We start from the raw sequence: 21,504 nt of genomic DNA, 5'->3' as shown, positions 1-21,504 counted from the left end.
ACTTGTTAATAAGGGAGGTAATTATGAATACAAATCCGTTAAAACAAATTGTTACTAAGCAGAAAGCAGGAGAACATGTAGGTATTTATTCCTGCTGCAGTGCAAATAATTATGTTATAGAAGCCGCTATCGAGCGTGCCAAAAAAGATCATGCAGTAGTCCTGATTGAATCAACAGCAAATCAGGTGGATCAGTTTGGTGGCTATACAGGAATGAAACCGGCTGATTTCACGAAATTTGTGAAAGATATTTGTGATAAGTGTGATTATGATTTCTCTCGTATATTTCTGGGTGGGGATCATTTAGGACCACTGACATGGACACACCTTCCGGAGAAAGAAGCGATGAAAAATGCTGAAGATCTGATTCGCAGTTATGTATTAGCCGGATTTACGAAGATTCATATTGACACTTCAATGAAGGTAGCAGATGATGATCCGAATACCCGCTTAAGTGATGAAATCATATCCCGTCGTGGAGCACACCTGGCAAGAGTGGCTGAAGATGCTTATCAGGAACTTCTAAAAACAAATCCTGATGCTGTTCATCCTGTTTATGTCGTTGGTAGTGAGGTGCCGATTCCGGGTGGGGCACAGGGTGCTGTGGAAGATTCAGGTATTCAAGTTACGAAAGTAGAAGATTTTAAGGCAACGGTGAGTGCTTTTGAAGAAGCTTTCAAGAAAGAAGGACTTGAAGAAGCCTGGAATGAAGTTATTGCAGTTGTCGTTCAGCCGGGAGTCGAGGAAAAGGATGCCGGATGTACAGAATATGATCGTGAAAAGGCAAAAGATTTAATGGCTGCAATCAAGGAATATCCAAACTTGGTATTTGAGGGTCATTCTACAGATTATCAGACAAAAATCAAGTTGAAAGAATTAATCGAAGACGGCGTTGGCATTCTAAAGGTTGGTCCTGGTCTTACTTTTGCAATGCGTGAAGGTCTGTTTGCTTTATCTTATATTGAAGAAGAAGTTTTTAAGGGAACTGATGTTGAAACAAGTCATCTAATTGATGTTTTAGAAGAAGCCATGCTTGAAAAACCGGATAAATGGGCTAAGTATTATACTGGTAATGAAAATGAATTGAGGATCAAGCGTAAATTCTCATTCTCAGATCGTTGTCGTTATTATCTTCCAAATGAAAAAGTACAGCAGGCTATTGCTAAGCTGATGAGTAATTTAAGGAGCCTGCCGGAAGTGCCGTTAAATCTTATGAGCCAGTTTATGCCGATCCAATATACGAAGGTGAGGGAAGGCAGACTTATAAATGATCCGGAAGCTTTAGTAAAGGATCGTGTTGTAAATACGATTGATGAATATCTGTATGCAACTCATCAGGAAAAGCTTTAATATGAAAAACGCTATTGCAAATGCAATAGTGTTTTATTTAGGCAATTCTATTTATTTGTAGATGGTTTTCGCATAATCACTTGGTGCCAGATTAAACTCCTGTTTAAATTTTCTGGAAAAATAATGAATGCTTGTAAAACCGAGCTTTTCAGATATTTCTGATATCGTATATTTATTTTCTTTGATGAGATATTTCGCTTTTTTAAGCTTTAAATGACTGATATATTGTTTAGGAGCAGTATTTAAATTTTTATTGAAAAGCTGTTGGAGGGATGAGCGTGAAGTTGAAAATTCATGACAAAGCTGTTCAACGGTAATGGGTGAATAAATATTATCATTGATATAGATAATAATTTCATTTAATAGCTCATCTTCAATTTTTTGCTGCATTGGTGAGTAAGCAGGTTTAATTGTTTTGGTTGATTGTAACTGTAGAAACTGAATGATGACTTCATTCAGATAACAGATACACAGATCTTTATAGAAAGGATCCTTACGTTCAGTAGCATTGATAAATTCCTGTAAGGTATTGATAATTCCGCGTGATGCATGGAAGACCTTATTATTTAGTAAATCAGCAGGGAAATCCGTTGTTTCAAAAATGACCGTCAAATATGAACAGGCATCTTTATCGCTTGTTTTTTGTGAATGGAATTGACCGGGAGAATACAACATGCAATCATATTGATTTAAATAATATTCTTTTCCTTCAACCTCAGTGATCAATTGACCGCTGTCAATGAAGGTTAATTCCCAATATGGATGTGTTTCACCTGCGAAAACATAGTTTGTATTTTTTACTTGATAGTAGTAAACAAGAATTTCTTTGACAGAAACCGTAGGAAGTATTCTTTTACAGAAGATAGGTTCACCATTGATGCGTTTGATCGTTACAACATTTTCATGGCGCTTATAGATGGATACGGTGGCTGTTTCACTTATCGCAAAGAAATTAAAATATGAATGTTTTTTTAAGCGTATTGTATGATGAATCACAAATTGTTCATAGGTATTGGATTGGTTTTCTTTAGAAATGCAAAGCATGACGATGCCTTCGTCAACATAGATATAAATATCATCCTCATTGTAGAAAGCGGTTGAAACTTCCTTGTTATCTATTTGGAGTATTTCTTTTGGATATTCACTGGCATCGACTGGTAGCGTTGTATAAGTATCTCCATATTTTTGAAAAAAAAAGTTAGATGTTTTATTAAACATAGTGATCACCTCATCTCATTATAACGAAAAGCCGTTGGAATGTAAATAAAAAATACAAGTATGCTGGCAAAAAGTACAAAGGCAAAAAAAGGAACATTTAGTTCCTGTTTTTGTCATAAATGACCTTTAATCCTTTAAAAGTTAGGTCACGATCATATATATCGATCATTGTAGTATTTTGTGAAATGATCTTACCAAGACCTCCTGTCGCAATGACCAGCATATCCGGCTGATGGAGCTCTTCCTTGAATTTCTGAATAATATACTCAACACTTCCGAGATATCCGTAAAACAATCCTGCCTGCATAGAAGTAATGGTTTCTGTCGCAAGGATCGTCTTTGGTTTTTCAATTTCAATTTCCGGAAGTTTTGCGCAATGCGTTGAAAGTGCTTCTGCACTGATCCCGATACCGGGAGCTGTTACACCGTATTTAAAGACACCATCTTTAGAAATATAGTCATAGGTAGTGGCAGTACCGAAATCGATGACAAGGGCATTGCCTTGATAGTTGTAGAAGCATCCGGCTAAATCAACGATACGGTCAGCACCTACTTTTTTTGGATTTTCCGTTTTGATAGAAATGCCTGTTTTAATTCCCGGACCTACAAGGATAGGTTCTTTATTGATATATTTACGAATAGAGTTGGTGAATGAATGCATGATCTTAGGAACGACGCTTGAGATGATGACATCTTTGATTTGCGATGCATCTACTTTAGAGTCCATTAAAAAATTTAAGATCATGAAACCATATTCATCTGAAGTTCTTTTGAACCATGTGGTTAAACGATAGTTACCTATCAGCATATCATTTTTATAGATACCGATCGTTATATTTGTGTTTCCTATATCAATGACGAGCAGCATATAAAACCTCCAGTTTAGAAAGTATATGATAAGCTAATTCATCTTTGCTCATGATATCATAGTTAATTTGTTCATCTTTAGTAAGCAGGGTTGCGATATTGGTATCATATTGAAAGCCGGCTCCTGCTTTATTTAAAGAGTTGACGACTAATAGATCACAATTTTTAGATAATAGCTTTTGTCTGCCATTTTCGATTTCATTTTCAGTTTCCATTGCGAAACCGCATAAAACCTGATGTGTTTTATGTTCACCTAAATATTTCAAGATATCCTGTGTCTTTTTTAAAGCTAAGGATAAGTCGTTTTCTTGTTTTTTGATTTTTTGCTTGCTGGTATGTTCAGGTGTGTAATCGGCAACTGCCGCAGCACAAATGATCATGTCAGCTTCTTTATATCGTTTTGTCATCTCTTGGAACATCTCTTCAGCACTTTCAATATGGATAACATCTATGTTGCGAGGTGCTTTTAACTGGGTAGGACCACTGACAAGCGTGACTTCTGCTCCCAGATTGCGAGCTGCTTTTGCGAGGGAATAGCCCATCTTTCCGCTGGAATGATTGGATAGGAAACGTACCGGATCGATTTTCTCACGGGTAGGACCTGCATTGATCAATACCTTTTTTCCATTTAACGGTTTTTCTTTGACAAGGCCTTCCTCAATGGCGTCCATCAGCTGATCAAGTGCTGCCAGCTTACCGATACCGGTATCACCGCAAGCCAAATGACCACTGACAGGGGATATGATATCATAGCCATATTTCTCACATAAGCGGAGATTATCCTGCGTAACAGGATTTGTGTACATTTTTGTATTCATGGCAGGGGCAATCAGCTTTGGACAGTCGCAAGCCAGAAAAGTTGTCGTCAGCATATCATCACAGATGCCATGCACGGCTTTTGCGATAAAATTAGCTGTTGCCGGGACAACGATAAACAGATCCGCTTTCTGGGCAATTGAAATATGCTGGGTGGAATAAGAGTGCTGACGATCAAATGTATCACTCATCACCCGATGATGGGTCAATGATTCAAACTGCAAGGGAGCGATGAACTGGGTTGCATTCTGTGTCATGATGACCTCGACATCAAAATCTTTTTTCACCAGATCACTGACGAGCTGAACACTTTTAAAGGCACCTACACAACCGGTAATGCCGACAACGATAGTTTTTTTCATATATGTGCTCCTTTTGCCTTGAGGGCCTTGATAACTGCTGCTAAAATTATGGCCGCTAAAATGGCTTCTATGATACCATTCGTAAAGATGGTAGCTTTAATGACATTCATAAATGTTTCATAGGCAAAGCCGGCAGTAGCGGCATATTCTCTTCCGAAGAACAGCCAGATACCGGACATGACTAAGATCGTATTGATAAGTGAACCTGCCGCAGCACTGATCAGAATAGCCGGTGATTCACTGAGTTTTTTACGTAAAAGCTTATAAAGATACCCACTGCCAAGACCGATGCAAATACGCGGAACCATTGCAATCAGTATGGAAGAAAAATTACCATGGACCTCACCAATAGAATAAAAAGGTGAAAAACAGAATGAAAAGGCTGTGGGTCGAAAAGTCGCTGTGAAAATCGAAGACAGTCCAAATACGATTCCCAGAATAACGCCTTCCTTGGTACCTAATAAAATAGAAATAATAATAACAGGAATATGAAGAGTGGTTGCATTGATCGGCCCGATCGGTACAAAACCTAAAGGGGTAATCATAAGCACGATCTCAATTCCGATAAACATGCTGAGCAAGACCAGACGTCTTACTTTTTTAGATTGTGACATAGTTTTCTCCTTACTGTCGCTCTTTAAGATGCAACGTAACGGTATTATTATAGTCAACTTTGCTTATTTTTTCAATTTATTCTGTTTATAATTAAATGAAATGATATAATAAAATCATGAAAAGTAAAAAAATATTTATTTTATACGTTATCTGGATATGTTTTATCTGGTCAAATTCACTTCTTCCGGCGACCCAGTCAAGTAACTTATCAGGCAGTTTATCGTATCAGCTATACAGCTTATTACATTTACCTGTAGATTTTGAGTTATTTCATACATTTACTCGTAAATGTGCTCATTTTAGTGAATATGCCGTGTTAGGAGGCTTGGCCGCATTCTCCTTTAGCTGTTGGAAAAAAGGCATAGGAACCAGCATATTGGTTGCTTGTCTTGATGAAACGCTGCAGTTGTTTATTGATGGGAGAAGCGGTCAGATAAGTGATGTACTGATCGATAGCGCCGGAATCCTATGTGGATTTTTTATTGTTTTTTTTATTACAAAGCATTTTTCTAAAAAGGACTGACAAATTTGTCATTCTGGTTGTAACTGATCGGAAAAAAGAATATACTGTGCATGTTTAAAGGGGAGGACATTTATGTTAAGTATCCGAAATTTTTCTAAAAGTTATGATGGAAAGCCTGCGGTAAAACAAATTAACTTAGAAGTTGAATCCGGTGAGATCTATGGCTTTATCGGTCATAACGGTGCCGGAAAAACGACTACGATAAAAAGCATTGCCGGTATTCTTGATTTTGAAGAAGGTGATATCCTGATCAATGGTAAATCCATTAAAAAAGATCCGATTGCCTGTAAATCGATCATGGCTTATATTCCTGACAATCCTGAATTATACGATGGGCTTTCAGGAATCAAGTATTTGAATTTTATTGCTGATATATATCGAATCAGCAGCGAAAGAAGAATGGAATTGATTAAAAAATACAGTGAGGCCTTTGAACTGGAAGCAAATCTCGGTGATTCCATTTCATCTTATTCCCATGGTATGAAACAGAAACTGGCAATTATTGCCGCTTTGATTCATGAACCAAAACTGCTTTTATTAGATGAGCCTTTTGTCGGTCTTGATCCAAAAGCAAGCCATATCTTAAAAACGATCATGCGTGAAATCTGTGATGAAGGAGGATGTATCTTCTTCTCCACACATGTGCTTGAAGTTGTGGAAAAGCTATGTGATCATGTATGTATCATTAAAAACGGCGAGATCATCAAGGATGGTACGGTTGAAGAGGTCGTAGGTGATCAGTCGCTGGAAGATGTTTTCTTGGAGCTGGCTGAACATGACTAATTTATGGCTTTTAATGAAGATTCAGATCCAGGGCCTTTTGTTTAGAACGACCACACACCGTAATAAGAAAAAGAAGGCTGCAGGATTTGGTATGCTGATACTGCTGGCAATATTATTCATGTATATGTCAGTCGTCTATGTTTCGGGAATGGTAGTGGCATTTCCAGAGGGATATCAGTATATTGCTTTATATGTCATGGGCATGGTAACGATATTTATGTTACTGGTCTTTGGTTATCAAAGTGCCGGAGGACATCTTTTTGGTTTTAAGGATTATGATCTTTTGATGTCACTGCCAATTAAGAAATCAGAAGTACTTGTAAGTAAATTTTTATCTTTTTTATTTCTTGAATATTTTTATGGTTTCTTTTTATTGGCACCTTCGATCGTAATTGTCGGTCTTGTATGCCATTATGGTCTGATGTACTATGTGTTAGGCTTCATTGCCTGGCTGATCATACCATTGGTACCAATGGTAATGGCAGCGCTTCTTGCTTATTTGTCTATGTATATGGCAGGAAAGTTTAAATATAAAAATCTGATGAATAATATTTTCTATATTATTCTGATGGGAGCCGTGTTCGTACTTATTTTCGCTTATCAGAGTCTGTTAGATCAGGAAGCGGGACAGCTGTTGGGGCTGGTTGCGAATATGGAAAGATATCTTCCGTTCATGTCTTTTCTTTTTGATGGCATGGTCTTTGGAAATATACTCAAGTATGTGTTAGGTATTTTGATCAATGTAGTGGTCTTTGGTTTGTTTGTCGGATTATTCTCAAAGAATTTCATGAAATTAAATTCACAGATCAAATCCGGTTATAAAGTAAAAAACTTTAAACTTAGAGCCACGAAAGCAAATTCATCGTTTAAAGCTCTTTTCAATAAAGAATTAAGAACATATTTCTCAAATACCGTATATTTTATGAATACGGCGGTGATGCCGATATTATTGGTGATCGGTTTTGCCTATCTGTGCATTTTTATGAGAGATGAAATTCAACTTGTACAGAGTGTCATGCCTGAAATGATCATGCCGGTGTTCTGCGGGGCAATCTTATTCTTATCGCTGGTGAGCTGTACGACGAATTCTTCGATATCACTGGAAGGGAAAAACTTTGATTCTTTAAAATCCTATCCAGTCGATGTCATGGATATTTTTATGGCGAAGATGAGCGTTAATTTATTGGTCATCATACCTTGTGCACTGATATGCAGCGTGATGGCACTTATCTTTTTGAACTTATCAATGGGTGATTTTCTGTTATGTGTATTAACGGCATTGACCAGCAGTTTCTTCATCAGTGCTTTAGGGTTGATCTTAAACTTACATTTCTATCGTCTGGATTGGGATAATGCTGCGGTTATCGTGAAACAGTCGATGCCGGTATATATTACGTCGATTGGTGGCATGGTTGCATCCTTTGGTATTATTTTCTTGGGATTGAAACTGACGGAATATCTTTCACCTACGATCATCGTCCTATTGTTGAATGGACTATTATTACTTTTTGATATCGTCTTCTTTATTTATCTCAATACAGGAGGACGAAAGCAATTCATGAAGATTCATTAAGAGGCGAAATGTAGCGAACCCTTAAAGTTGGACCAACTTTAGGAGGTTCGCTACAAAGGCCTCTTTTTTTTAATTATGGAAGCCAGTTTTACTTAAAATAATATATAATATATGTAATTAAGAATGGGGGGCGGTCATATGGGCAGAAGCAGTGGCGGGCGCAGCAGTAAAAGCTCTGAAAGCAGTGCACGCAGCAGTAAAGCAAATCGAAGCAGCAGTGGATCACATAGCAGTGGCGGTTTAGGGAATAAACGCTCTTCCGGGGGATTTAGCGGCGGAGGAAGATCTTCCGGTGGTTTTAGTGCCGGCGGACGTACTTCAGGAAGAAGTACAACATCCTCTTCACCAAAGCCATCAACCGGCACATCTTCTAATAAGCGTCCAGAACCTGAAAGAAAACCTGATTCAGCATTTGAACATAAAGTAGTGTACACACCGCCTTATGATGATTATGATGAATCTTCATTTGATGAGGGGATAGAAAATCATGGTACTTATCATGTACCTCCTCCAAGACCACCGAAAGCAAAGGTAAGGAGAAAACCAAAGCCTTCAAAACCAAGAAAGCCGAGAAAGTTTAGGTTCAAGATATTATTAAAAGGCTTCGGATATTTTTTTATCTTTTATGTATTGATCGCTACCATAATGAGCTTTCTTGGTTATTCACCTGCATCAACAGATGAAAATATTCCTGATAATACGACAAAAAGGGAACCTTTGCAGGGGATCGTCATAGAAACAGAGTGGTATGAGGATGAACTGGGATGGATACATGACAGTAATCTCTTAACAAAAGGATTGAATTATTTTTATTCTGAAACAGGCGTACAGCCATATATCATTTTGATTAAAGGTACTGATGAATTTTGGCAGGATTCTTTTGATGAAGCAGCGGCTGATCAATATTTAGAGGAATTATATAGAGAAAAATTCAGTGATGAAGGACATTTCGTCTTTGCTTATTTTTCATCTTTAGATGATTCAAAAGAAGAAATGAACGGTGAATTCCGTTATCTCAGCGGCTTAGAAGCTGATAAGATCATGGATGAGGAAGCATTAACTATTTTCTGGGTAAATTTTGAGAAAAACTATTATGATACTTCATTATCCATTGAGGAAATGATAGCGGATACTTTTGAAACCACAGGCAGGTCTATTATGAATATGCCTATAACGGGAAAAGATATCATAACAGTCATGGTCGTAATCGGCATAGCTTATTTTATGATTCGCTTTTTCTATAAAAAAATTAAAAATAAGAATCAAAAGAAAGAAGATACGAAGATCTTTGCTCAGCCGTTAAAAACTTTTGGAACAGATACAAGTGAATTGGAAGAGAAATACAAATAATCGTCTAAAAAAGCGTCCTTTAGGGGCGCTACTCTTTAGAAAATGAATGGATATGCGTTAAATGGGATCATTTAACGAATTTTTAGAAAATTATACTGATATATTTTTATATTATATGTTCGAAGAATGAAGATAAGTGTTTGATATACAGTTTATCTGTTTCTCACATATCAGATATTTATCTAAAAGCTTTTTTTGCTGCTATTACCACCAGCTAGCAGCTTTTTTTTATGAAGGGAATGATTTTTGTGTTACAATATACAAAGATAAGGATGTGGGAAAATGGAATTTATAGTTTTATATATATTATGTGCAGTTATCATTGTGCTTTTATTTGTTTTATTACTTAAGCCTAATAAAAATAAGGATGAAATGAGAAATCTTCATTCTAAGATTCAAACATTAAATGAAACACAGAAGGTCAGTAATGAACTGATGAGCGAACGTTTGCGTGAGATGAATGAAACGATCAAGGGAATGAATGAAATGTCATTTCAGACCAATGAATCCATTCGTAAACAGTTGTCGGAAACAACAAGTAAGTTAGAAGAAAAAGTGAATGGTCTTACCTTGCAGAATGAAAGCAAGCTGGAAGCGATGCGTTTAACTGTTGAAAGCAAGATTACCTCTCTGCAGGAGGATAATGCCAAGAAGCTGGAAGCGATGCGTCTTACCGTAGATGAGAAGCTGCAGGAAACTTTAGACAAGCGTATCAGTCAGTCATTTCAGTTGGTGAATGATCGTCTGGAACAGGTATATAAAGGCTTAGGAGAGATGCAGACGCTGGCAAACGGTGTAGGTGATCTGAAAAAGGTTTTAAGCAACGTTAAAACGCGTGGTATTTTGGGAGAAATTCAATTAAAAGCCATCTTAGAGGAAATCTTATCTCCGGAGCAGTATGAAGAAAATGTCGCTACTAAGAAAGGCAGCAGCAATGTCGTAGAATTTGCGATAAAGCTTCCCGGTGATGGCTCGGGATCAATCGTTTATCTGCCGATCGATTCAAAATTCCCGGGAGATAAATACGCCCAGCTGGTAGATGCTTATGATGAAGGTGATCCGGCGAAGATCGCACTTGCCCAGAAGGAATTGGATGCTGTTATCAAAAAGAGTGCCAAAGATATTCATGATAAATACATTGATGTTCCTAATACGACAGAATTTGCGATCATGTTTTTACCTTTTGAGGGACTTTATGCGGAAGTGGTACGCCGAGGCTTTGTAGAAAGCTTGCAGCGTGATTATAAGATCAATATTGCGGGACCAACGACTATGGCCGCTCTTCTCAATTCGCTGCAGATGGGCTTTCGAACATTGGCGATTCAGAAGAGAAGCAGTGAAGTCTGGGAAGTATTGGGAGCTGTCAAGAGTGAATTTGAGAAGTTTGGTACAGTGTTAGAAAATACACAAAATAAATTGAATATGGCTCAAAAAGAATTGGATAATCTGGTCGGTGTACGCACCCGGCAGATTCAGAAAAAACTGGATAAGGTATCAAGTATCGATGCTTTGCAGTCAGAAAAAATATTGGAAATAAATCAGTCAAAAGAATCGACATCTGAATAGTGCTGTTTTATAATGATGATATATGGAGGTGAAGCGGATGATTTATAAAATTCAGTTAAATGATGTGCTGGTAACGAGTAATTGTGAAATAAGCGAAGAAGAAGGTAAAGCTTATGTTGAATGGGCACAGAAAAAGTATGCCGGCAAGAAAATTGATGAAGTCAAGCTGAACTTCAATGGCGATGATGTTGATATTGAAACTCATTTGGCACCGGAGTCATTTGAAAAGATTCGTCGTATCACCGGTTATCTGGTAGGTACGGTCGATCGCTTCAATGATGCAAAGCGGGCTGAAGAAAGAGATCGTGTCAAACATATGTAAAAAGCTCAATGGCGAGCTTTTTATTTGGAGAATCATATGGAAATACAAAAGGAATTATGTGAATGGTTCGTGTCAAACCATCGAAAACTGCCCTTTCGTGAAAGTAAGGATCCTTATGCGATATGGGTAAGTGAAATCATGGCACAACAGACAAGAATTGAAACGATGTTGCCTTATTATGAAAGATGGATGCAAGAATATCCAACCGTTACTGCTTTAGCAACCGCTCCCTTGGAAAAGGTGTTAAAGAGCTGGGAAGGACTGGGATATTATAATCGTGCGCGAAAGCTTCATGAAGGTGCTAAACAGGTCGTTGAACAATATCAGGGACAGCTTCCGGCTGATGTGGAAGAACTGGAAAAAATCAGTGGTATCGGTCCTTATACGGCAGGGGCGATTGCCTCGATTGCTTTTGGTATGCCTGCTCCGGCTGTTGATGGAAACGTATTGCGCGTCATAACACGGCTGCTGGAAATAGATGATGATATTTCAAAACAGAAAACGGTAAAGAAAGTAAAGGCAGTCGTCAGTGAAATGATGATTGGAAGCAATCCGAGTGATTTTACGCAAGGCCTAATGGAACTGGGCGCTTTGGTCTGCATGCCACAGGTCATTCTTTGTAAAGAATGTCCCTTGAATCAAAAATGTCTTGGCTATGCGCATCAGACACAGATGAATTTTCCGGTGAAAACAAAACCTAAGAAAGCTCCTGTATTGACGTATCAGACACTTTTGATCATCAAAGATCATCAGATTCTTTTAAGTAAAGATGATCGGGATGGCCTGATGAAAGATTTTTATCGTTTGCCTCAATATGAAAACTATGATACAGAGGGCTATACATTCATAAAAGAAATGAAACATGTATATTCCCATAAGGTATGGAAAATGAAAATATATGAATATCAAGATGGAAAAATACCGGATGATGAATATGTGAGATGGGTCGATATCGGACAATTGGATCAGCTTCCTATAATTGGTGCACATTTAAAGATCTTGAATCAAAGGATTCATAAAATCGGATAAGATCTCTATGTCGGAAGGCATAGAGGTTTTTTATTATTAAAAGTAAAAAGTTTGAATAAAAATTGGGAAAAATGAAGCTTGACTGCATATAAAAGAGTAGGAGGTAAAATTTTATGCAGAAAAAAGTTTCACTGGATCAATTTTTTAAACATATTCTAAGATATAAGATCGTATTGGCTCATATCATGAAAGATTATCTGGAAGAATATATGAATGTTCCGATTGATGAGATCATGGAATGCATTGAACCAAAAGGGGATGTGCCTTTACATAAACATACCGTCAGCGGTCATCGAAACGAAAATAATGAGGATGATACCAGCATCTTCTTTGACTCGCTTGTCTATGCTTCTTTACCGCAAGACAAGGGTAAGATTGCCATGATCCTCAATCTGGAAGCACAGGGAGAATTAAAATCAAAGAGCCATGTCCTAAGCAGGGCACATTACTACAATTCCCGCAATACGTCGATGCAGGTGGAGGAATTGTTTGATCATGGCTGTTATGATGATATCGTGAAGGTAGTATCGATCTGGATCGTGTTCAATGCACCGAAGTACAAGCAGGGAAGTATCAACCGGTACCGGATGGTGGAGGAGCATATCGTTGGGGAAACATGTGAGGAAGAAAAATATTTTGATAAGCAGCAGATCCTTGTGTTATACTTAGGGTGTAAGGAAAGCGAAAAAGTATCAATGAATATCTTACAAGTGATGGCAGATAATATGTCATCAGAAGAGAAGATAGAAAGACTGAAGAAGTATGATGTAAAGCTAACGGGGAAAGAGGAAGAGGAGGTCAGCAGGATGTGTGATTATGGTGCATATGTAGAGAGCATAGGGATTGAAAAGGGCTTAAAGCAGGGAATTGAAAATAAAACCATTGAAGCTATCCAAAGTCTGACAAAGACCTTGAAGCTAAGTGTTGATGAAGCGATGGATGCCTTACAGATACCTGTGGAAGAAAAAAGTTATTATCTAAAATTATTGAATGAAAAAACAGATGCATGATCATGCATCATGTATAAAATAAAGCAGTGATATCAATGGATACCACTGCTTTTGTCTATTTAAGTGTGTTTAATAATCCGCCATGTTCAAGAATATTGATCTGTTCTTCATTATAAGGAAGAAGTATTTGATAAGTTTTGTTTTTTGTGACGTTTTGAACTTCAATCACTGAATTTGGTTTTAGATCATGTAAATCCGTAAAGCGTAATTCATCATTTTCATCGATCGTATCATAGTCCGCTTCATCTTTAAAAATACATGGCAGGATACCAAAGTTGATCAGATTTGCCTGATGAATGCGGGCAAAGCTTTTAGCCAGGACAGCTTTGATACCTAAATACATAGGAGCTAAAGCAGCATGCTCACGAGAAGAGCCCTGACCATAGTTTTGTCCTGCGACAATGAAACCACCCTTGTTTTTTAAACAGTCATCATGGAAAGAAGCTTTCTGATTCATGAAACAGAATTCAGATATTTTTTCGATATTGCTTCGATAAGGAAGGATCTTGGCTCCTGCAGGCATGATATCGTCAGTCGTGATATTATCGCCTACTTTGATGATCACTTTTTTAAAAAGAGTATCTTCAAGCGGCGTGTTGACCGGAAGCGGTTTGATATTCGGACCTCGTACGATCTCTACATCTTTTGAACAGCTTGGATAAATAATATTTTCATCATGGATCGTATAAGTATCTAAATCCTTGGCGCATTCACAATTACATTCACGTGGATCGCTGATTACACCCTGAATGGCACTATAAGCCGCTGTTTCACAGGATACAAGACCTATCTTGGCACTAAGGGTTCCGCTTCGGCCATAAAAATTACGGTTAAATGTCCTTAGTGAGAAAGCATTGGTAGCCGGGGATTGACCCATACCGATGCAAGGCCCGCAAGTACACTCTAACAGCCGTACACCACTTTCAAGGATCGGTGTCAGCTGATTGTTTTCTGAGAGCATGCAAAGCACCTGTTTGCTGCCGCAAGAAAGGGAAGCAGAAACGTTTGGATGAATGACATGTCCCTTTAAGATATTTGAAACGGTGGCAATATCTAAATAAGAAGAATTGGTGCATGAACCGATATTCACTTGTTGGATAGGTGTGCCAACCATGCTTTTTACGGTAACCACATTGTCAGGCATATGTGGCAGTGCTATAAGTGGTTCAAGCTCATTGAGATCAATGACATATTCTTCATCATAGGTAGCATTCTCATCCGCCTTTATTTCCACAAAATCTTTTTCACGGTGCTGTTTCTTCAAAAATTCATACGTTTTTTCATCACTTGGAAAGATCGAGCTGGTCGCACCTAATTCAGCACCCATATTCGTGATCGTTGCCCGCTGTGGAATGCTGAGTGTCGAAACACCTTCACCGGTATATTCAATGATCTTTCCTACTCCGCCTTTAACACTCAGCATTGAAAGCACCTTCAAAATGATATCTTTGGCAGCAACGCCTTTTTGAAGCCTTCCCTTCAGCTCCATCTTTACGATTTTCGGCATGACGATCTGAAAAGGACGTCCTGCCATAGCTGCCGCGACATCCAAGCCTCCGGCTCCCATTGCCAGCATTCCCATTCCTCCTGCTGTCGGCGTATGGGAATCACTGCCTAACAATGTTTTAGCGGGAATGGCAAAACGTTCTAGATGTACCTGATGACAGATACCGTTTCCTGCTTTTGAAAAGACGATGCCATAACGATCGGCAACACTTTGTAAATAAGCATGATCATCGGCATTTTCAAAACCGTTTTGAAGCGTGTTGTGATCGATATAGCTGACAGACAATTCCGTTTTTACGCGATCGATCCCAATGCTTTCCAGCTGCAGATAAGCCATCGTTCCTGTCGCATCCTGTGTTAATGTCTGATCGATTTTTATTTTAATCGGTTCTCCAGCACGCATTTCACCACTGATTAAATGCTGTGCAAGTATTTTTTCACTGACTGTGTTCATCCTATCACCTCTCCATGATTATAACACAGTTTTCATTGAAACAAGACATTAAATGTAATATAATGAAAATAATTGAAACATTAATGAAACAGGTGATGAAATGGAAAATACTTTAAAAAAGATATTAGAAGAGGCAATTGAAGAAAACAGAATCGACAATGAAATATATTCGCTTTATAATGTCAAAAAAGGTCTGCGAAATGAAGATCACACAGGTGTTTTGGTAGGCCTGACACAGATTGCTGATGTAGTCGGTTATGAAAGAATCGGTAATGAAAAGATCGAATGTGAAGGAAGGCTTTATTATCGCGGTTATGAAATCCGTGATTTGATGAGAATCTTTGATTTCTATCATCATCGCGGTTTTGAACAATGTTCCTTTTTACTTCTGTTCGGACATCTTCCAAGTGATGAAGAAATGAACCTTTTTTTAGATTATTATCGGCAGAATACCGCATTGCCGCGAGATTTCTTAGAATTAAATATCTTAAGGATGCCGGGAAAAAATCTGATGAATAAGATACAGCAGGCCATTTTGATGCTTTATGCATATGATGAGAAAGCCGATGATATCTCTCCTTATAATACATTGATGCAAGGTTTAAGCCTTATGGCAAAAATGCCAAGCATCATTGCATATTCATATCAGACAAAGATTCATAATTTTGATGATCAGTCATTGATCATCCATCGTGTCCTGCCTGATGAAAGCATCTCCGAAACGATATTGCGGCTTACTCGAAGTGATGGCAAATATACGCATACTGAAGCAGAAGTGTTGGACAGCATGTTGGTGCTCCATGCGGATCATGGCGGCGGTAATAACTCGACCTTTACCAATGTCGTCATCTCTTCAACAGGAACCGATCTATACTCATCAATGGCAGGCAGCGTGGGTGCCTTGAAAGGTCCAAGACATGGCGGGGCAAATCAGGCAGTTATTAAGATGATGAAGGCCGTCATTGAAGAAATCGGTTATTGTGAAGATGAGTCCGTAATCAAAAGACTCATACAACGAATCGTCGATAAAGAATTTTACGATGGTAAAGGATTGGTATATGGCATGGGACATGCCGTCTATACGCTTTCTGATCCAAGAAGCTGTATTTTACAGGAAAAAGCCGCGGTATTGGCCAAGGAAAAAGGGATGGAGAAGGAATTTGCTTTCTATCAGCGCTTTGAAAAGTGTGCCAAAGAAGTCTTATGGGAAAAGAAGCATAAGCATGTTTCCAGCAATATTGATTTTTACAGTGGTCTTGTCTATGAAATGTTGAATATTCCATTTGAATTAGCTGCTCCGCTGTTTGTATGTGCCAGAATGGTCGGATGGCTGGCGCATAACATTGAAGACAAGTGCTACTGTAATAAGATCGTACGTCCGGCAACAAAATACGTAGGAAAGATAAAAGAGGTAGAAAGATGAAAAAAGTAACATTGTTTAAAGGGGATGGCATTGGTCCTGAAATTTGTGCCCAGGTCAAACGGGTCATTGAAGCGAGTCAGGCAGCAGTTGAATTTGAAGAATTTAATGTAGGAGAAGCAGAATATTATGCGCATGGTGCTTTGATACCACAAGCAGCCTTTGATTCCATAGAACGGAATAAGGTCATTTTGAAAGCACCGATCACGACACCTGTCGGTAAAGGATTTCGCAGCTGTAACGTTCAGCTTCGTGAAAGATATGATCTTTATGCCAATATCCGTCCGGCTAAAAATCTTCCAAATGTCAAAAGTCCTTTTGATCATGTAGATATGGTGATCTTTAGAGAAAATACAGAGGATTTATATGTCGGTAAAGAAGAGAAAATTGATGAAAATACGGTTTATGCAACCAAGATCATTACTCGCAGATGTTCTGAAAGGATCATTCGGGCAGCTTTTGATTATGCGCTTGAACATAAACGTAAAAAAGTCAGCTGTATTCATAAGGCCAATATTTTAAAGATGAGCGATGGTTTGTTTTTATCGGTTTTTCATGAAATCAGCAAAGAATATCCGTCGATTGAGGCAGATGCTTATATCGTAGACAATGCCTGTATGCAGATGGTCATGCATCCTGAAAAATTTGATGTCATGGTCATGCCGAATTTATACGGTGATATATTAAGCGATCTGGCAAGCGGTCTGATCGGCGGCTTAGGGTTTTTGCCAAGTGCCAATATCGGAAAAGATGTGGCGATGTTTGAAGCGGTTCACGGAAGTGCTCCGGATATTGCCGGACAAAATAAGGCCAATCCGACAGCCTTGCTTTTAAGTGCCTGCATGATGCTGGAATATTTAGGAGAAGAAGAGAAGGCGCAGATGATTCGAAATGCGATCAATCAAGTACTTGAAGAAGGAAAGATACGGACTCAGGATTGCGGTGGTCATGCATCAACAAGTGAATTTACGGAAGCAATTATTGAAAAGCTTTATATATAAATGAAAAAATTAACAAATTGTAGAATAATTGTTTGAAAATAATTGCTTTTCGAATGTAAAAGTTATAGAATTGTATCCGTGTGGATAACACAGGAGGAGATACAGAATGAAAAAATTTTTATCAGCTTTAGCATTGCTTTTGGTTGTTGCTGGTTGTAGCAATGCTCCGGCAGAAAATGGAAATTCATCAAAAGAAGATCAATCAGCAGCTATTACGACCTTAGATGCCGCAACATTTGCGAAGGAACTGGAATCAACTGAAACTGTAAAATTTTATGTAAATGATCCGGAAGATACTTCAGTTACTTTGGCAGAAGGGGAATTTGATGCAGATACTGCTGATGCTAAGAAGGAAGTTGCAGATACGATCTCATCTTTGGATCTTAAAGAAGCTGACGATCAGAAAAAAGTTTATGGAACACCATTGTTCATTGTTGATTTAAATGCCGTTTCAGCTCCAAATTATGCACGCTTTGCAGTATTTGAAGATGTTGTGGTCATTCAGACAAAAGATAAATTTGTTAACTATACATTAGATGATGCTTCAGAAGAAGCAATCAATACATTAACTGATAGTCTGGTTGCAACATTTGCTCCTGAAGAAGAGTAATCCTCTTCTTCTTTTTTTATGAAAAATTATTAAAATTAAAAAAATTAGCACTCTTAGCATAAAAGTGCTTGCATATTTAAAAAAGTGGAGTATAATACTATTAGCACTAGAATGTTTAGAGTGCTAAAGGAGGATGAGGTAATTATGAGTCGCAATAAACAATTTAAAGCTGAATCTAAAAGATTGCTTGATTTGATGATCAATTCAATTTATACACATAAGGAGATTTTTTTAAGAGAGTTGATTTCTAATGCGAGTGATGCCCTTGACAAACTCAATTATCTTTCTTTCAATGAAGAAGGAATTGACAGAGAAAACTTAAAGATTAAAATCAGTACGGATGAACAAAATAAAACGATCATGATCAGTGATAATGGTATCGGTATGAATGAAAGCGAGCTGGAAGAAAATCTTGGTACGATTGCTAAGAGCGGTTCACTGGCATTTAAACAGGAGCTTGATGAAAATAAGAAAGATGATGTTGATATCATCGGACAATTCGGTGTCGGCTTCTATGCAGCGTTCATGGTCGCAAAAGAAGTTGTCGTAGAAAGTAAAAAATACAATGAAGAGAAGGCTTATCGCTGGATCAGTGATGGCAGCAGCGGCTATCGTATCGAAGAGTGTGATAAGGCGGATCGCGGTACAACGATTACATTATTCTTGAAGGATGATACAAAGGAAGAAAATTATTCTGATTTTGCGAAACAGTTTAAGATTGAAACCCTAGTGAAGAAGTATTCGGATTATATCCGTTATCCGATCACGATGATGGTATCCAGATATGAGGGTGAAGGCGATGACAAACAGTTAGTCGTAGAAGAAAAGACCTTAAATTCAATGGTTCCTTTATGGAAGAGAAAGAAATCAGAAATCAAGGATGAGGAATATAATGAATTTTATAAGAGTAAATTCAATGATTATGCCGATCCTCAAAAGGTCATTCATACACATGTAGAAGGTGCTGTTACCTTTGATGCGCTTTTATTCATTCCAAGTCATGCACCTTATAACTATTATTCGCAGGATTATGAAAAAGGTTTACAGCTGTATTCCAGCGGTGTATTCATCATGGATAAAGCGAGCGATCTGATTCCGGAACATTTCCGCTTTGTCAGAGGTCTGGTTGATTCTCAGGATCTGAGCCTGAATATTTCACGTGAAATGCTTCAACATGACCGTCAGCTTAAAGTCATGGCTAATCGTATCGAAAAGAAGATCCAGTCTGAATTGAAGAAGATGCTGGCGAATGAACGTGAGGAATATGAAAAGTTCTGGGCCAACTTTGGTTTACAGTTAAAGTATGGTGTCTACAATGATTTTGGTGCCCACAAGGATATGCTTGTAGACTTATTGCTGTTTACATCCAGTAAGGAAAAGAAGCTTGTCACTTTGAAAGAATATGTAGAAAGAATGAAGGAAGGACAGGATGTCATCTACTTTGCAAGTGGTGATGATGTCAATAAGATCGATCAATTGCCGGCAGCTGAGCTTGTAAAGGATAAAGGTTATGAGATCTTATACTTGACGGATAATGTTGATGAATTTGCTTTGCAGGTACTTCAGGAATATGATTCTAAGAAGTTCAAGAATATCACACAGGGTGATTTGAATCTTGAAAGTGAAGAAGAAAAGAAACAGGTAGAAGAGAAGCAGGAAGAAAATAAGGATTTATTGGAAGCTTTGAAAGAAAGCCTGAAAGATAAGGTCAGCGATGTGAAGCTGTCAACCCGTTTGAAGAGCCATCCTGTATGCTTAAGTGCTGATGAGGGACTTAGCTTTGAGATGGAAAAGGTATTGTCACAGATGCCGGATGGTAATCCTTATGGTATGAAGGCCGTCCGTATTTTAGAAATCAATCCAAACCATGAGATCTTTAAAGCATTGCAGAATGTGTATGCGAAAGATAAGGATAAGATTTCAAAATATGCAGATCTGCTTTATGATCAGGCATTGTTGATCGAAGGCTTTGATCTGGAAGATCCGATTGCCTTCTCAAATGCTGTCTGTGAACTGATGGTTGAAGCAAGTAAATAAAAATCTAAGAGTAAGCATAGACTGATGTGCTTACTCTTTTATTTATGTTGATTTTACTGTTTTGTGATTGTATATAAGAACGATAGAAAGTGATGAAAACATGGCATTGATGATGAATGACACAGATATGGATCGGATGTTAGAAGAAATCCGACCTAAAGAAGAAACTTATCGTGGTAAGGCATGGGGAACGATATTGGCAGAAACGGCAGAAGTGTTGACGCTTGGAGCTTTCAGCAATACCTACTGTTATCTTGGGGTAAGTGAACATTATCTGGTCATAGCAATCGTCGGGACATTAAATATTGATAGGATCAAAGATAAAGTATGTCTGCCATTTGAAGAGATCGAGAGTGTTTCAATCAAACGTGGAATCATCCCATCACAGCGTATTATAAAAATAAAGGGAAAGAATATCAAACTGAAAATATCATTAGTGAATAATCATTTCACGACAAAAGTAAAAAATCAGAAAGAGGGAATGGATAAAATCTGTGAAACATTAAAGAATTTAAAATAAAGACAGTATGGGCATATGAATGGGTATTTTTCACTAAATGGTATATAGTTAAGATATAGAAAAGAGGTTACTGTTATGAAAGTAAAATTTAAAGGTGAATATACACCGCTTAGTGAGAATATAAAGGAAAAGGATCATTTGGGTGAATTTATCGTTGTAGATTCAAATATGAATGAAATTAAAAGCAATGATCTAAAAGGAATCAAGATCATTCTTACTGTACCGAGCGTCGATACTTCGGTATGTTCACGTGAATTGGCACATTTTATTGATTTATTAAAGGATGAGGAAATTACCTTCCTTTCTGTATCCATGGATCTGCCTTTTGCATTGGATCGCTGGTGCCAGAGTCATGCTGCTGAAAATATCATTGCCGCAAGTGATTTCAGATATCATGATTTTGCGGATGTAAGCGGATTGATCATGCCGGAAATCGGTTTGTTTTCAAGAAGCGTGTTGCTTGTTGATGAAAATAATATCGTTCGCTATTTAGAAATTGTTGAAGATGTTTCCAATGAACCTGATTATGAAAAGGTCATGAATCAATTACAATCATTGAAAAAAAGTGCCTAG

Annotated in this window: 19 protein-coding genes and 1 pseudogene; 15 read left to right on the top strand and 5 right to left on the bottom strand. The window is 37.9% G+C overall.

Annotated elements, in window-relative coordinates; all coding sequences use genetic code 11:
• Positions 1 to 23: 23 nt before the first annotated feature.
• A complete protein-coding gene (locus tag ACZYT3_RS06970; protein WP_464088154.1) occupies positions 24 to 1,349 on the top strand; it encodes a class II D-tagatose-bisphosphate aldolase, non-catalytic subunit in 1,326 nt (441 codons plus the stop codon).
• Between the two features lie 51 nt (positions 1,350 to 1,400).
• Here the strand turns inward: ACZYT3_RS06970 and ACZYT3_RS06965 are convergent, their stop codons facing one another.
• The 4 genes from ACZYT3_RS06965 to ACZYT3_RS06950 all read right to left on the bottom strand — a co-directional run bounded on the left by ACZYT3_RS06965 (position 1,401) and on the right by ACZYT3_RS06950 (position 5,226).
• Positions 1,401 to 2,567, bottom strand: a complete 1,167-nt coding sequence (locus tag ACZYT3_RS06965) for a helix-turn-helix domain-containing protein (protein ID WP_464088153.1) — start codon at positions 2,565 to 2,567, stop codon at positions 1,401 to 1,403.
• A gap of 97 nt (positions 2,568 to 2,664) precedes the next feature.
• Positions 2,665 to 3,435 (bottom strand): type III pantothenate kinase, encoded by a 771-nt coding sequence (locus ACZYT3_RS06960; protein WP_464088152.1) that lies wholly within the window; start codon positions 3,433 to 3,435, stop codon positions 2,665 to 2,667.
• Positions 3,419 to 4,612 (bottom strand): bifunctional phosphopantothenoylcysteine decarboxylase/phosphopantothenate--cysteine ligase CoaBC, encoded by a 1,194-nt coding sequence (coaBC, locus tag ACZYT3_RS06955; RefSeq protein ID WP_464088151.1) that lies wholly within the window; start codon positions 4,610 to 4,612, stop codon positions 3,419 to 3,421. Before coaBC ends, ACZYT3_RS06960 begins: the two co-directional genes overlap by 17 nt.
• Entirely contained in the window at positions 4,609 to 5,226 is a 618-nt protein-coding gene (locus tag ACZYT3_RS06950; protein WP_464088150.1) for an ECF transporter S component, read from the bottom strand. Before ACZYT3_RS06950 ends, coaBC begins: the two co-directional genes overlap by 4 nt.
• A gap of 116 nt (positions 5,227 to 5,342) precedes the next feature.
• Here ACZYT3_RS06950 and ACZYT3_RS06945 point away from each other — a divergent pair, with 116 nt between their 5' ends.
• The 8 genes and pseudogenes from ACZYT3_RS06945 to ACZYT3_RS06910 all read left to right on the top strand — a co-directional run bounded on the left by ACZYT3_RS06945 (position 5,343) and on the right by ACZYT3_RS06910 (position 13,383).
• Positions 5,343 to 5,750 (top strand): VanZ family protein, encoded by a 408-nt coding sequence (locus ACZYT3_RS06945; RefSeq protein WP_464088149.1) that lies wholly within the window; start codon positions 5,343 to 5,345, stop codon positions 5,748 to 5,750.
• Between the two features lie 72 nt (positions 5,751 to 5,822).
• Positions 5,823 to 6,533, top strand: coding sequence for an ABC transporter ATP-binding protein (locus ACZYT3_RS06940; protein ID WP_294561314.1), 711 nt, complete (start codon positions 5,823 to 5,825; stop codon positions 6,531 to 6,533).
• Positions 6,526 to 8,106 carry an ABC transporter permease gene (locus tag ACZYT3_RS06935; RefSeq protein ID WP_464088148.1) on the top strand — a complete coding sequence of 527 codons (1,581 nt, stop codon included), beginning with the start codon at positions 6,526 to 6,528 and terminating at the stop codon, positions 8,104 to 8,106. The genes ACZYT3_RS06940 and ACZYT3_RS06935 overlap by 8 nt, the downstream gene beginning before the upstream one ends.
• A 138-nt stretch (positions 8,107 to 8,244) precedes the next feature.
• A complete protein-coding gene (locus ACZYT3_RS06930) occupies positions 8,245 to 9,456 on the top strand; it encodes a hypothetical protein (protein WP_464088147.1) in 1,212 nt (403 codons plus the stop codon).
• A gap of 282 nt (positions 9,457 to 9,738) precedes the next feature.
• Entirely contained in the window at positions 9,739 to 11,022 is a 1,284-nt protein-coding gene (locus ACZYT3_RS06925) for a DNA recombination protein RmuC (protein WP_294561311.1), read from the top strand.
• Between the two features lie 220 nt (positions 11,023 to 11,242).
• Positions 11,243 to 11,344: pseudogene (nrdD, locus tag ACZYT3_RS06920) on the top strand (anaerobic ribonucleoside-triphosphate reductase); the annotation flags it as partial.
• Positions 11,345 to 11,380: 36 nt separating this feature from the next.
• A complete protein-coding gene (mutY, locus tag ACZYT3_RS06915; protein ID WP_464088146.1) occupies positions 11,381 to 12,373 on the top strand; it encodes an A/G-specific adenine glycosylase in 993 nt (330 codons plus the stop codon).
• A 113-nt stretch (positions 12,374 to 12,486) separates the two neighbouring features.
• A complete protein-coding gene (locus ACZYT3_RS06910) occupies positions 12,487 to 13,383 on the top strand; it encodes a hypothetical protein (RefSeq protein WP_464088145.1) in 897 nt (298 codons plus the stop codon).
• 55 nt (positions 13,384 to 13,438) lie between these two features.
• Here the strand turns inward: ACZYT3_RS06910 and ACZYT3_RS06905 are convergent, their stop codons facing one another.
• Positions 13,439 to 15,343, bottom strand: coding sequence for an aconitate hydratase (locus tag ACZYT3_RS06905; RefSeq protein ID WP_464088144.1), 1,905 nt, complete (start codon positions 15,341 to 15,343; stop codon positions 13,439 to 13,441).
• A 100-nt stretch (positions 15,344 to 15,443) separates the two neighbouring features.
• Here ACZYT3_RS06905 and ACZYT3_RS06900 point away from each other — a divergent pair, with 100 nt between their 5' ends.
• The 6 genes from ACZYT3_RS06900 to tpx all read left to right on the top strand — a co-directional run bounded on the left by ACZYT3_RS06900 (position 15,444) and on the right by tpx (position 21,504).
• Complete coding sequence (locus ACZYT3_RS06900) at positions 15,444 to 16,766, top strand: citrate synthase (RefSeq protein WP_464088143.1); 1,323 nt, start codon at positions 15,444 to 15,446, stop codon at positions 16,764 to 16,766.
• Complete coding sequence (locus tag ACZYT3_RS06895) at positions 16,763 to 17,764, top strand: isocitrate/isopropylmalate dehydrogenase family protein (RefSeq protein ID WP_464088142.1); 1,002 nt, start codon at positions 16,763 to 16,765, stop codon at positions 17,762 to 17,764. The genes ACZYT3_RS06900 and ACZYT3_RS06895 overlap by 4 nt, the downstream gene beginning before the upstream one ends.
• Before the next feature lie 106 nt (positions 17,765 to 17,870).
• Positions 17,871 to 18,374: a lipoprotein gene (locus ACZYT3_RS06890; protein ID WP_294562888.1), complete on the top strand. Its 504-nt coding sequence runs from the start codon at positions 17,871 to 17,873 to the stop codon at positions 18,372 to 18,374.
• A gap of 144 nt (positions 18,375 to 18,518) precedes the next feature.
• Positions 18,519 to 20,411, top strand: a complete 1,893-nt coding sequence (gene htpG, locus ACZYT3_RS06885) for a molecular chaperone HtpG (RefSeq protein WP_294562887.1) — start codon at positions 18,519 to 18,521, stop codon at positions 20,409 to 20,411.
• Positions 20,412 to 20,511: 100 nt separating this feature from the next.
• Entirely contained in the window at positions 20,512 to 20,931 is a 420-nt protein-coding gene (locus ACZYT3_RS06880; protein ID WP_464088141.1) for a hypothetical protein, read from the top strand.
• Between the two features lie 75 nt (positions 20,932 to 21,006).
• Entirely contained in the window at positions 21,007 to 21,504 is a 498-nt protein-coding gene (gene tpx / locus ACZYT3_RS06875) for a thiol peroxidase (RefSeq protein WP_294562880.1), read from the top strand.

Source organism: Traorella sp. mt218, assembly GCF_055420025.1.
The sequence above is the reverse complement of the archived record's forward strand: the minus strand, read 5'-3'. Positions and strand labels throughout refer to the sequence as shown.